Below are 12,484 nucleotides of genomic sequence, written 5' to 3' on the forward strand. Positions count from 1 at the left end.
GCCGCTCGGCGGGGATGGGGGCCCTGTGCGTGCTGGCGGCCTCCGTTCTGTGGGGCACGACCGGCACGGCCGCCACGTTCGCCCCGGACGTGGGCCCGCTCGCCATCGGTGCCGTCGCCATGGGACTGGGCGGACTCCTGCAAGCCCTCGGCGCCGCCCCGCAGATCGCCCGCGAGGCATCCCGCCTGCGCGAGCAGCGCCGCACGGTACTCCTCGGCGCCGTCTCGGTGGCGGTCTACCCCCTCGCGTTCTACAGCTCCATGCGCCTGGCCGGAGTCGCCGTGGGCACCGTGGTGTCGATCGGCACCGCCCCGCTCGCCTCGGCCCTGATCGAACGCGTCGTGGACGGCCGCCGGCTCACCCGCCGGTGGACAGTCGCAGCCGCGCTCGGTCTGCTCGGCACCGTCCTGCTGTGCGTCGCCGAAGCCGCCCGCGCCGCCGACGACACGGGACGGACATCCGTCGCCACCACATTGCTCGGCGTGAGCCTCGGCCTTGTCGCCGCCGCGACCTACGCCCTCTACTCCTGGGCCGCGCACGGGCTCATCACCCGCCGTATCGCCTCCCGCGCGGCGATGGGCGCGGTTTTCGGACTCGGCGGGCTGCTCCTCCTGCCCGTCCTGCTGGCCACCGGTGCTCCGCTCATCGGCTCCTGGTCCAACGCGGCTGTCGGCACCTATATGGCGCTGGTGCCCATGTTCGCGGGCTACGTCCTCTTCGGTTGGGGACTCGCGCACGTCCCCGCCAGCACCGCCACCACACTGTCACTGCTCGAACCGGCCGTCGCGGCCGTACTCGCCGTCCTGGTCGTCGGCGAACGCCTCCCCGCCGCAGGCTGGGCCGGCATCGCACTCGTCGTCGCATGCCTCGCCGTCCTCACCAGCCCGGCACTCGCCGTCCCCGGCCGGCGCCGGCGGCCCAGCGGGCCGGTTCCCGCGGACGACGTCCCCGATGCGGTGGAGCGCGATCTGGCCCCTGGCCGACCTTGAGGCCATCCGCGCGGACCTGCCCGGCCCTTGGGTCCGCCGACCCCGGCCACAACAGCGCGGCGCACCCCGAGCGGTGTCGGTTCGAGCACGCCGTATCGGATCGTGAGCGCGGGACTGAAGAAGGCCGTGTCCCGGCCGGACGAAATCTCGGCGCGGACCCGGCGCGGCTCGGTCGTGGCGACCTTCAATCTCCGGACCACCAGCAGGCCGACGGGAATCCCAGTGGGCGCTGAGGCCACCCGCCGGCCCCGGAACACGAACCTGCCGGGTGCACCCGCATCACGCGGACTCTGCGCCGCTGGAGCCCGGCGACGGTGTAGTCCTGCTGCTGCCATCTGCCGAGGCCCGCCCACGGGGTCCTCCGCCTCTTCGCGCCGCAGGTCCCGGTGCAGCGAAGGCGAGAGCGATACAGCGACGGCGCCGACCGATGCCCTGACCACATCCCCTGCGATTCACTACGGCATCATGGCGGACCAGTGCAGTCGGTCGAGAGGACGCACCCGATGAAGTTCATCGTCCACGACGACCCAGTCGGACGGTCCACGAGCAACTACATCGCACAGGCGGACCTGGGCCCCTTCGGTCTGGACGGCCAGGTCGAGCAGCTGTGGCTCAAGCCGGCGAACGAAGACGGCAGCTACGAAGTCGCCTGCATCCCGCTGTTCACCTACGGGCTCGCCTTGGGTGACACCGTCCTGCTGACCGGCGACGACCACGTGAGCGAGGTGGTCCGGACCGCCGGGCACCGGACCCTCCGACTGCTGTTCGTCCCTGACTTGCCGACTGCCGATCTTCAGCGAGCAACCGAGCGGATCAAGGCCGAGGTCCTCGCGGCGGGGCTCTTGAGCGAATGGAGCGGCGAGCGCTTCATCGCCGTCGACATCCCCTCAGACACCGGCGCCCCCGGACTCATTGCGGTGACGGAGGAGATGGTGCACAAGGGCCAGGCCTTCTGGGAATGGGCATCCGGCCGGCCCTTCTCCGCCCGCCCCTGACAAGTCCCAGCCTCACCCGATACGCCGCGGCGCGATGCCCAGAACGAGCTTCTCCAACGCTTCCTGGGCCCGGCCGAACGTCGCCACCCAGGTCTCGATCAGACAGATCTCACCACCCTCGTCGATGCCGAGGAAGAATCGGCCCTCGTCGAGCTCGCCGATCGGGAAGATGTCCCGTCCGACCGTCACGCTCCAGTCCGCGAAGCGGTCCTCCTCGCCCACCACCTGCTCGGGATCGAAGTGGAACGGCGTCTTCGCAACATCGATGCCGGGGCCGCTGATCCGCACGTCCAAGCCACCGAACTCGGACAAGAAGAGTTCGGCAGCCTCATGCATACGGACCAGGCCCGTTGCCTCCAGCATCTCGCGCCACAGCTGGACCGGAACCCGTCGCCCTGGTCGCCACCCAGCGGCACGCAACGTCTCCTCAACCGCGCCGTCTTCTCGCAGCGGCGCAGCCTCTGCCTCCACCCATGCCTGGTCTACAGGCGTGTTCTCCGGCCAGTCCGGCCGCCTCCGCGCCTGCCATTCGTCGAAGTCCTCGCGCAAGAACCGGCGGTCCACTGGCTTGAGTCGCACCTGAGCCCGCTTGTCAGCCCACCAGACCTCGAACTCCGCCACAGTGCCCACTGTCGGCCATCGATGCGCGTCCGACGGAAGCAGCAGTACGTCGACGAACCCACCGACCGGGAGGCCGATGTCGACGAAGAGCCCAGTCGCGCCCGGATTCGGGACCGCAGTCACCGTCCCGCAGAACCTCTGTCCCAAGCACAGACCTCTGCGGACCCGGAGCCACTCCTCGACGCTGACCATGCGTCCCATCCTTGCAAGATCATCTCAGCGCATGGAAGGCTGCGCGAGAAGAGCACACACCTCTGCGAGGACCGCAGGCGGTTGCAACAATCCTGTGCCTCGACACCGCGAAGAACACGGGTGCCATGCTGACGTCCCACTCCACGGATCCGGAGATCACACTGGCGGAAGAAGGCGTGGAAAGGACTCCGGAGTTCCCCGTTCTGCTGCGGCTGATCGACGAACGGTCGATCGCCTTCCGCGCCGCGGTCGCCTCCGCGCCCAGCCTCGACGTGCAGGTGCCGACCTGCCCCGAGTGGACGCTGCTGGATCTGGTGCAGCACCTGCCCAAGGTGCACCGCTTCTGGTCCGCCGCCGTCGACGCCGGCCCGGCTGCCGCTCCCCGTCGAGTCCGCAAGCTGCGGCGGGGCACCCCTGACCGTCGTGAAACAGCACATCGAGAACTAGAAGCGCCCCGTGGGCTGAGCTGAACACCGCGGACCCGTGCTCTCACTGTCAGAGCAGTGCTGAGATGACCTCCACCCCCGGCGTAGACGCCGGAGCACTGGCCAAGATCAAAGTAGGACGTGACGACGCGCCACCGCCTAGGGGCTCCGGCGAATCTTGGCTTGGCAGCGCCCGGCCGCCCCCCTCCGGTCGGAGTGGGGAAGGCTGCCCCTAGGCTTTGGCCATGCTGCTGGTCCACGGCGGGGAAGCCGTAGCTGATGCTCCCGAACTGCGCACGGGGGGAGTGCCACTCGTCCCGGACGGATGGAGCTGGCCGAACTGCCGCGAGTGTGGCGGGCCCATGCAGTTCCTCGCTCATCTGCCCCTCGATACGGGGGCGATCGCGGTCTTCTTTTGCCAGAACGACCCGGGCATGTGCGACGACTGGGACGCCACCGCCGGTGCCAACCGCGCGTTCGTGTTCAGAGGTCAGCTGTCGCCGGCCACCGTTCCCGCCGAGGGCGAGACGCTGCTCGGTGCGGTGACCGCTCTGCGCCCCCACCCAGCCGACACCCCAACCGCGGAGCCGGCTCTGGGACGGCTGGGTGGCGAACCCGACTGGATCCAAGGCGACGAGACCCCTGCCTGTCCCTCCTGCACCGCCCGTATGACATTCACGGCCGAACTCGAAGAGGGATCAGACTTCGCGACCTCCGCGAACTTTGGCGGAGGTGGGCGCGGCTACGTCTTTCACTGCCACCCCTGTAGCGAGGCCGCCTTCCTCTGGCAGGGATGAGGACTGCCTGCAAGCTCATGGTCGGAGCCAGAGCCGGATCGCTGGGACAGCGACGGTCGGCTCGCACCCCGAACAGGGCGACCGATGCCAGAGCCTCACCTTCACCTCGCCCGGATGGGACCGCGACGGTGTACGGGCCCTGCTCGACTCGTGTCTCCTCACCGGCATCACCGACCCGGGGAACATCCGCAGCCGTCGCGTGCCCCACGTGACGCGTCGGCAGTACCGGCCTTGGAATGTCAGGTGTCAGGCGCCAGGTGCCTGCCTTCACCACGACATACGGGTGGCTCCCGAGCCGCAGCGCGGGACGCACCCGTACGGTGCGGGAGTGACCGCGGGTCAGTGCACCCAGACGTCCATCACCGGGGAGACGACCAGCATCCTGCTGTCGACGAGACGAAGCTTGTTGTGCCCCTTCACGCCCAGTACGACACGCATGTTGTACGTCGAGCGCGTGTCCGTGTGCATCGACGCCGGCAGATTGCCCCAGCCTCGCGTGCCCACCTCCTGCTGGAGAGTGACCCTCGTGCCGGAGGGCACATTGCTGGCGACACCGCGGAGCCGGAATTGCTGCCAGGCATGCACGTCCCTGGCGGAAATTTCGGCTGAGGATGAGGCCGGAGCCGTGGCGGTCGGCATGTGCTGGGGGGGACGGGGGTGAGGCAAGGGTAACCGCCGTGCCGATGGATCCGGCGATCACGGCTGCGGCCACCGCTCCAGTACCCCAATTTCGTACCGTCTTACGAATCCCTGTCTCCCGGTTCAGGGAAGGGAATCGCCGGAAGCATATGAATATGAGGGGCATATCTGAGCATTTGACACGAAGCCTGGTGGCGGACGGTGTACCTCATTCAGCTCCGACGGCCTCTCCGGGCACAACAATACTGGCCCCCGGGGCTGAACGACCCGGCTGCCCGGAGGAACGAACCCATCTCCGTCCCTCAGGCGCGATCCGGAAGGTTCGGCCCCGGAGGCCGGAATGAGGACCTCATGCCTACCAGTAGTGCCGTCGGCCGGCGACCGCGTGCCCCATGGAGCCCAGGATCCACAGCACCGCCCCTACGACGGCGAGGATTACGCCGATGGTCCACAGGATGGAGATCCCCGTGACGAAACCGATGATGAGCAAGATGACACCGACGGCGATCATGATAAGCCTCCTGGTGAAGAATCGCTCGTAACATCCGAGTGCCCGGACTGGAACGTGATACGCCACCCGGAAAACAGCGGAATCCGCGGGAGCTGCTTCGCATTCCGGGGCATCTCAGCGTGTGCAAAGAGAGCAGGACGGCTTGCCGGGACCATTTCCGGTTCCGGAGCAGGATCGGTCTCGACTTGTCGACCCAGAGTGTCACACAAAGTATCCGTCTGGCGTCGGACGGTAGTGGAGTATCACCCGCGGCTGTCGGCAGCCCTGGCGGGAAGGTGGGCGTGCCGCCGCGACCGTGCCGATGCCGCCACGGGCGCACTGATCATTGTTCGTCGTCATTGTGTCGGTATGCCAACCTCCCCGCTCGCACTGCTGGTTCACGGCCTGCCTTCGCGCCACCGGCAACGGGTGAAAACCAGTTGTACGGCTCGGGTAGCATGATCGAACTTACGAGGCTCCCTCGCCGCCCCTCCTTCACCGGAACGCCGTGCTGTCCGGGCGAAGGGTGAGCTATTTGATTGACATCTAATAAATCGGCCAAACAATTGATACCTATCGCACCGCGGGTGATTTCGCGAACAAAGTGCAGATCCGCGTTCTCCGCGTGCCGCCGGCCGCGGGTGATGCTGTGGGCTGCGGTGGCTGTGGCGACCCTCGGATTCCTCGTCGCGCTGGAGGTCGCCGCGCGTCGCTACGGCCTGCCGGGGCCGATCACCAGCCAGGTGCGGGAGGTGATATTTCCTCCCAAGTCGGGTTTCCTGTTGTACGCCAGCATGGCGTTGATGATGGTGGTGCTCACCTGGCGGCAACGGCTCATCGCGGCTGGTGCCGCGATCGGCATCGACATCGGCTTCTTGTTCGTGCGGTGGGCGCTCAACATCAAGATCACGGATGGCCACCCCTTCGGCAACGGCGCATTGTGGGTGATTCTGGGCTGCGCGGTCATCGCTGTGACACGCCGAAGGGGCCGGGAGCGTGTCCTGCTGCTGCAAGGCGTCGGACTGGGCCTGCTGTTGGTGGCCGGCCGCAAGGCCGGCGACACCTGGCTACTGATCACGTCGAAGACTCGTCCCGCCGTGTTCGACCAGCATGTGGCAACCGTCGATCACGCGCTGGGCAACCCGTCGTGGCTGGCAGGCCGGATGGTCAGGGCCACCGGTCCGATCGGCGCCCATGTTCTCGACTACGTCTACATTCAGCTGGCGGTGGCCGCAGTCGTCGTCGCGGCGTACCAGCTGCGCAACGTGGCGGTCGAGCGCCGATTCCCGAGCCACCATCTGGTGCGCACCTTTCTGGTCATCGGCATCCTCGGCCCGGCCATCTACATGATCTTCCCGGTGGTCGGACCGGTCTTCGCCTATGGCGCCGGCGGCGGGCACTGGGCGGTGGCCAACCTGTGGCCGGACACACCGCCGCCGATTCATGCCCCGCATCAGATACCGTTCGACGAGATCACCCCGCGCAACTGCATGCCCAGCCTGCACACGGCGTGGGCAACCGCGATTTTCGTTCATTCCCGCAAGGGCCCACGGATGCTGCGATTCGCCGGCGCGTTCTGGCTGGTTGCCACGCTCGGCGCAACACTGGGATTCGGCTACCACTACGGCGCCGATCTCATTGCCGGTGTGGTGTTTGCCCTCACGATCGAGGCAGCGCTGCGTTCGCTCGCATACGGCTGGGACCGGTCAGGAATCCAGCTGGTCGCTTACGGCACAACGGTTTTTGCTGCGCTCTTGCTGTCGTACCGGTATCTGCCGATCCAGATGGCCGAACATCCGTGGGTGTTTGGACCCCTTCTCATTCTGGCGATGACCTCAGTTGTCCGCGGCTACATACGCACCACCAAACTGTGGGATCCGGAGGCTGCACCAGTGCGGCAACCGGAGCCGCAACCCGAACCTGTGTGAGCCATGTTGCATAAGGAAAGGCACCCGAGCCCCGGAAGCCCAGCAGGCGGTCAGTTGACGGAGGCCGAGGCCGAGAGGTTTCGGTCGGCCGCCCAGGAGGCGAGAATGCGGAGCCGTTCGTGCGTGGGGGAGCCGGGGGCGGCGGTCCAGACGGTCAGGTGCTGATCGGGATCGGTGTTGGCGGTGAGCGTGTCCCAGTCCAGGGCGAGTTCACGGACGACTGGATGATTGAGCGTCTTCGTGCCCACGGTCCGGGCGGCGACCCGGTGTTCGCCCCACCACTGGGCGAACTGCTTGTCACTCATCGACAGTTCACCGACCAGCTCGATGAGGCGCGGGTCCTCGGGGTATTTCGCCGCTTCCATCCGCAGCTGGGCCACGGAAATCTGCGCGGAGGTCTCCCAGTCGACGTAAAGGGTGCGCATGGCCGGATCGGTGAACTGGATCCGGGGATAGTTCCGGTGCTTTTCCGGGATCTGGGAGAAGTCGGTGACCAGGGCGGCGGCCAGTGCGTTCCAGGCCAGGATGTCGCCGCGGCGCCCCTGCGCGATGGCCGGGGTGGCGGTGAGGTCGTCCAGCACACGCTGCAGCTGTGGCTGCACTTTGTGCCTGCCGCGACGCCGGGGACGGCCGGCGGTCTTACCGGCGAGCTGGAAGAGGTACGCCCGCTGGTCGTCGTCCAGATGGAGCCCGCGGGCAAGAACGTCCAGCACCGGAGCGGATGCCTGCATACGGCCCTGCTCCAGGCGTGTGTAGTAGTCGGTGCTGATCGAGGCGAGCTGGGCGACCTCCTCGCGGCGTAGTCCGGCTACCCGGTGCGGTGCCCTTGTCTCCGGCAGTCCGACTGTGCGCGGGCTCAGCTCGGCGCGGCGTGTTTTGAGGAATTCTCCCAGCTCATTGAGGGGAACGTTGCTGGTCGTGCTTCCCAGCGTGGCACCGATCCCACCCCCGCCAGGGGGGGACAAATCACTCCTAGGATATCGGCCTCCCCGGATGTGTTTCCCCGTTTCCGCGCCTGCCGCCGCCGCGTCCGGCTCTCGAGCCGACGCACAACCCGGCAACGGCATCCCCGGCGGGGCGTGCCGGGTATGAGCCGTCCAGCCCCGACGCGTCATCTCCTCGGGGTCTCGTCCCTGGCCGTGGCCGGGCGGGTACTGTGCGCGTTCGGTCCCCTCATTGCCTGGGACGGTGGCGGCGGGCCGCAGCCTGAGGGACGTACGGTTCGGTTATGGGATGTAGCGCTACCCTCCCGGCCTGATGCGTCCGCGCCACGCTCCGGACTCTTCTCCGCGCTGCTCGATGTACTGCTTGAAGCGCTTCATGTCTCCCTTGATACGTCGGTCGAGCGTCCCGAGCATGTCCGCGGCCTTCTCTGCGGCCCCGCTCGGTTCGACATCCATGACGAGTTCCACCCTGGTGTGCATGTCGTCCACCCGCTGGAAGCGGACCGATCCCTTCTGGGCCGTGTCACCGCTGGTGGTACGCCATGTGATGCGCTCATCGGGAAGCTGGTCGACGATCTCCGTGTCGAACTCCCGGCGGATTCCGCCGATCTTGGTGGTCCAGTGGTTGTGGCGATCGTCCAGCTGCCTGACTTCCTCGACGCCTTCCATGAAGTCCGGGAACGCCTCGAACTGCGTCCATTGGTTGTATGCGGTGCGCACTGGAACGTCGACTTCCACTGTTTCCTTGACCGTGCTCATCAGTGCCTCCGTTGATCGATCTGATGCTGGGCGAGTACCCGCCGCGCCACCGGCTACTACCCCGGGCTCGTGCTACCGCGACCCGGGGGCGCTGGGGCATATGACATGGCCGGGCGGCCAGTAGGTTGAGAGGCGAGTCCACGCTGGCCGCACACTTCCCGCACGCCCTCTTGGCGAGCCGTGGGCGAATTCCGGAGCCATCGACCTGGCCAGGCCAACCGCCAGCCATCCAATACGGTGCCAGCCTGGTCTGCGCCAAGCAGCCAAGGAGTTTCTCGTCCGGCGGACAGCGACCGACGTGCGTCGAATGGCAGATTTCCCGGCGTCTGGCTGGTCGGCGCACCCGGACGGCGGTGAGTACGCCGTCGCCCAGTTCGTGGAGCTGTACGTTGAACGCCGGGTCACCAGAGAGCAGGTTCCAGAAAGGGACCAGCTGCTCCCGGTGACTGACCGCATTGTCGACGACCACCAAGCCGTGCGGCTTCAGCACCCGACGCAGATGTGGCCGTCCTCCACGGAGGCGGGCCGCTCCGCGTCGAGTACGACGAGGTCGACCGAGGTGTCGGGCGTCTTGGACAGGACCCCCAGCGCGCTCGCGATTCCGCCGCGCCGCCGCGACCCGTGTCTAGTCGATCTCCACTCGTCAGCAGGCCGCCGGTGTCGCGGACCGCATCGGCGAACCAGATCGCCGAGTAGCCGTTGGAGGTCCCGATCTCCAGGACCGGGCCGGCACGCTGGACACGGATCAGCAGGGAGATCAATACGACGGGCGTCAGGGCCGCGTTCGAGGTGCTGGGCGGACCTGCGGATACTGGGTAGGTCGGAATTGGCGATGGCCTCTTCGAGCCATGTCGGTAGTTGGTCGCCTTGCGGTTGGGCGAGCATGTGGGGAGGGAGCGCAGGGCCCCAGCCGTTCGGGGGCAGCGGCCCTTCGGGCTCATTCCAGGCAGCCGTACGGGCTCAGCCCAGGTCGAAGGTGTTGGGCAGTCCCAGCCGATAGCGCGCCTCGTCCACCCGTTTCAGGGGCTCCAGTTCCGGCGGGCGGAACAGTTCCCAGACGCGACACCGCTCGGCGCCCGAATTGTCCGCGTCGAGCAGCGCGTTGACCGCTCGCCGTGCGGACTCGTTGGCGCCCTCCATCGTCGCCAGGTCCACGTCCGTACGGACGTAGTCGCCGGCGAGGAAGAAGTTCGGCACCCTGGTACGGGCCGAGGGGCGATTGTAGAGGGTGCCCGTGGGGTGGATGAGGAGCTGCTCGCGGTTGCGCGGGTCGGGGCCGCCGAGACCCGTCACGGCCGGATCCATGAACCAGCCGAGTCGGTCCTCGTCGGTGAGGGTCGTCTTGCCCGAGTCGTTCAGCCCGTCCTTGAGCTGGGCCCAGAGTTCGGCGACGATCTCGTCCTTGGTGCACTCACGGGCGCTCTTGCCGTACAGGATACCGGGTTTGTCCCACTCAGAGATGATCGTGGACAGGCACTCATGGGCCCGTCCGTCCCCGTAGTCCCGCGAAAAGTCCCGTACGTCCCAGAACTGGGACTGTCCGATGCCGGTCACCGCCCAGGGCGAGTCGAGGCAGTTGATGTGCCCGTGCACGACGGGGGTGGGCGTGCGCAGATAGAACATCACGCCGGTCATCCAGTCCGTCTTCAGCGCGTCGCACCGGCCGAGCTGCGGGTCGGCCGCGCGCAGGGCCTGGCCCCAGGTGGCGCGGGCGTGTTCGACGGGCATCGCCGAGACGTAGTGGTCGGCGGTGACTGTGCGCTCCGGGCCGCCGTCGCGGGGCGCGACACGGACGCCGGTTACACGGCCGCCCTCGTACAGCACCTCCCGAACCTCCGTGCCGAGCACGAACTCGACGCCGAGCGAGCGCAGATACCGTTCCCAGGGAGAGATCCAGGCCTCGCTCGTCGGGGCGTTGAGGACCCGGTCGACGTCGGCGTCGCCGTCCATGCCCCGGCCGAGCAGGCCCCACAGAAGCAGGGCCTCGATGATGACGCGGCCGACCGTTCGCGTGGAGGCGATCTCGGCGCGGGTGGCGACCAGATTGCGGGTCTGGCCGATGCCGAGGAGCACCTGGTACTCGGAGCTCATCTCGCCGGCCCGGATGAAGTCCCACCACGGAGTCTTCTCCCACTCGTCCTCACGGCGGGCGTCGCAGCTGGTGAGGTGGACGAGCAGACGGTCGGCGAAGTAGGCGGCCTCGTGGGCGGGCAGCCGGGTGCCGAGGTCGAGGACGGAGAGGATCTGGTCGCGCAGCCAGGCCGGGGTGATGTCACCGGGTGCGGGCGGGGTGGTGACCCGGCGCAGGGGGAAGTGCAGGTCCGGGCGGCCGGAGCCGCGCGCGAACAGCGCCTCGGTACCGCTGCGGAGGTTGTCGTGGACGCCGGCTGCATTGCCGGGGAAGGGGATGCGGCGCATGGTGTCCGGCAGGTTCCGGTAGAAGCCGGGGAAGAAGCGGAAGCCGTGCTCCGCGGGAAGCGGTGCGCGACCGCCGGCGGCAGTGCCGGGGACGTCCATGGAGCGGGCCTTGCCGCCGAGTGCGTCGTAGTACTCGTAGACGGTGACGGCGTAACCGCGTTCGGCGAGTTCATGGGCGGCGCTGAGGCCGGAGACGCCGCCGCCCAGGACGGCGACGCGCTTCTCGGACGGCGCGGCCGCGGCGCCAACGGCGGGCCATAAGGCGGTGGCCGCGACCGCTCCTCCGGCGACCGCCGCCCCGGCGGCGGCCAGGAAGCGTCTGCGGGAGTGTCCGGCGTTCTCCTCGGACTGCTGCGAGTGTTCTGCTGTCATGTGAACCGGAGCGTAGGGAGAGGCGCCGGAGGCCGGAAGCCTGTTCTCCCGCCACCCACAGCATCCTCACAATCACAAGGAGACAACCCCCAAGCCCAGCGTGTTCGTGCAAGGGTGAGGATCCAGCGCGTGACGGCCCGCGCCGATGGTGGCCGGGGTCTTGACGTTCAACTGCCGCTCCTGCAACGGCGACCGCCTGGGCGCGGCTGACCAGCGCAGGGGTCTCCTGGCATCCGCTTGCGAACCGGCCCGGCCACGGCTCGGTACTTGCCCGATGGGCAGGGACGTACTCGACGGCGTAACCGCCGGCGCTTGCCGCCTATCAGCAGTCCGTGCACGCGGACCAGCTCGCGGGGCGAGAACCGGGAAGGTTCACCGGCTCGCGACATCTCCAGTCCGCCCGCACGGCTTCACCCAGGGCAGAACGCCGCTCCCTTCCCCCGGCGCCCCGGATCCCTAGGCTGAAGGGGTGAGCACTCATGCGCCGAACGAAGCCCGCGTCATCCCCCTGCGCCCGCAGACCTCGCCGCCCGGTTCCGGTGGGGCGAGCCGCGCGCCGGAGCGACCGGCGGGAGCCCCGCAGACACCCGCCCCGAAGGAACCCTTGTTGCGCGATCTCGTCGGCGATGTGCTGCGGCGCGAGCGGCTCGCCCAGGAGCGCACGCTGAAGGACGTCGCCGAGGCGGCCCGTATCTCGATGCCGTACCTGTCGGAGCTGGAGCGCGGACGCAAGGAGGCCTCCTCCGAGGTGCTGGCGGCCGCCGCCCAGGCGCTCGGGCTCGGCCTCGCCGACCTGCTCTCGCTCGCCCAGGACGAGTTGGCCCGGTACGCCCGGAGCCGGGTGAGCCGGGGCCGCACGTCGCCCACGGCGCGCTACGACGGCCTCTGCCTCGCGGCGTGACCGAACCGTCGGCC

11 protein-coding genes and 1 pseudogene are annotated in these 12,484 nt (G+C 68.3%); 6 read left to right on the plus strand and 6 right to left on the minus strand.

Annotated elements, in window-relative coordinates; genetic code table 11:
• Window positions 1-29: 29 nt before the first annotated feature.
• Together ACWCQS_RS06590 and ACWCQS_RS06595 are read left to right on the plus strand one after the other, a co-directional pair.
• Entirely contained in the window at window positions 30-989 is a 960-nt protein-coding gene (locus tag ACWCQS_RS06590) for a DMT family transporter (RefSeq protein WP_451003523.1), read from the plus strand.
• Between the two features lie 503 nt (window positions 990-1,492).
• A complete protein-coding gene (locus tag ACWCQS_RS06595; protein WP_451003408.1) occupies window positions 1,493-1,984 on the plus strand; it encodes a DUF4265 domain-containing protein in 492 nt (163 codons plus the stop codon).
• Window positions 1,985-1,996: 12 nt separating this feature from the next.
• Here the strand turns inward: ACWCQS_RS06595 and ACWCQS_RS06600 are convergent, their stop codons facing one another.
• Entirely contained in the window at window positions 1,997-2,797 is an 801-nt protein-coding gene (locus tag ACWCQS_RS06600; RefSeq protein ID WP_451003409.1) for an SUKH-3 domain-containing protein, read from the minus strand.
• Between the two features lie 176 nt (window positions 2,798-2,973).
• On the opposite strand from ACWCQS_RS06600, the pseudogene ACWCQS_RS06605 reads away from it, so the two are divergent.
• Together ACWCQS_RS06605 and ACWCQS_RS06610 are read left to right on the plus strand one after the other, a co-directional pair.
• Window positions 2,974-3,249, plus strand: a pseudogene (locus ACWCQS_RS06605) (maleylpyruvate isomerase N-terminal domain-containing protein); the annotation flags it as partial.
• 335 nt (window positions 3,250-3,584) lie between these two features.
• Window positions 3,585-4,019 (plus strand): hypothetical protein, encoded by a 435-nt coding sequence (locus tag ACWCQS_RS06610; RefSeq protein WP_451003410.1) that lies wholly within the window; start codon window positions 3,585-3,587, stop codon window positions 4,017-4,019.
• 339 nt (window positions 4,020-4,358) lie between these two features.
• Here ACWCQS_RS06610 and ACWCQS_RS06615 read toward each other — a convergent pair whose 3' ends face one another.
• Both ACWCQS_RS06615 and ACWCQS_RS06620 read right to left on the minus strand, forming a co-directional pair.
• The gene (locus ACWCQS_RS06615; protein ID WP_451003411.1) at window positions 4,359-4,604 is read right to left on the minus strand and encodes a hypothetical protein; all 246 of its coding nucleotides are present in this window, start codon (window positions 4,602-4,604) and stop codon (window positions 4,359-4,361) included.
• Window positions 4,605-5,013: 409 nt separating this feature from the next.
• Complete coding sequence (locus ACWCQS_RS06620) at window positions 5,014-5,169, minus strand: DUF6131 family protein (RefSeq protein WP_451003412.1); 156 nt, start codon at window positions 5,167-5,169, stop codon at window positions 5,014-5,016.
• Window positions 5,170-5,792: 623 nt separating this feature from the next.
• On the opposite strand from ACWCQS_RS06620, the gene ACWCQS_RS06625 reads away from it, so the two are divergent.
• Entirely contained in the window at window positions 5,793-7,076 is a 1,284-nt protein-coding gene (locus ACWCQS_RS06625) for a phosphatase PAP2 family protein (RefSeq protein WP_451003413.1), read from the plus strand.
• 50 nt (window positions 7,077-7,126) lie between these two features.
• Here the strand turns inward: ACWCQS_RS06625 and ACWCQS_RS06630 are convergent, their stop codons facing one another.
• The 3 genes from ACWCQS_RS06630 to ACWCQS_RS06640 form a co-directional block, all read right to left on the minus strand.
• Window positions 7,127-8,005 (minus strand): helix-turn-helix transcriptional regulator, encoded by an 879-nt coding sequence (locus ACWCQS_RS06630; protein ID WP_451003524.1) that lies wholly within the window; start codon window positions 8,003-8,005, stop codon window positions 7,127-7,129.
• Window positions 8,006-8,317: 312 nt separating this feature from the next.
• The gene (locus ACWCQS_RS06635; protein WP_451003414.1) at window positions 8,318-8,779 is read right to left on the minus strand and encodes an SRPBCC family protein; all 462 of its coding nucleotides are present in this window, start codon (window positions 8,777-8,779) and stop codon (window positions 8,318-8,320) included.
• Window positions 8,780-9,739: 960 nt separating this feature from the next.
• A complete protein-coding gene (locus tag ACWCQS_RS06640) occupies window positions 9,740-11,569 on the minus strand; it encodes a hydroxysqualene dehydroxylase (protein ID WP_451003415.1) in 1,830 nt (609 codons plus the stop codon).
• A gap of 469 nt (window positions 11,570-12,038) precedes the next feature.
• Between ACWCQS_RS06640 and ACWCQS_RS06645 the strand changes: the two genes are divergently transcribed.
• Window positions 12,039-12,470, plus strand: a complete 432-nt coding sequence (locus tag ACWCQS_RS06645; RefSeq protein WP_451003416.1) for a helix-turn-helix domain-containing protein — start codon at window positions 12,039-12,041, stop codon at window positions 12,468-12,470.
• Window positions 12,471-12,484 lie beyond the last annotated feature (14 nt).

The organism is Streptomyces sp. NPDC002076, from assembly GCF_053593835.1.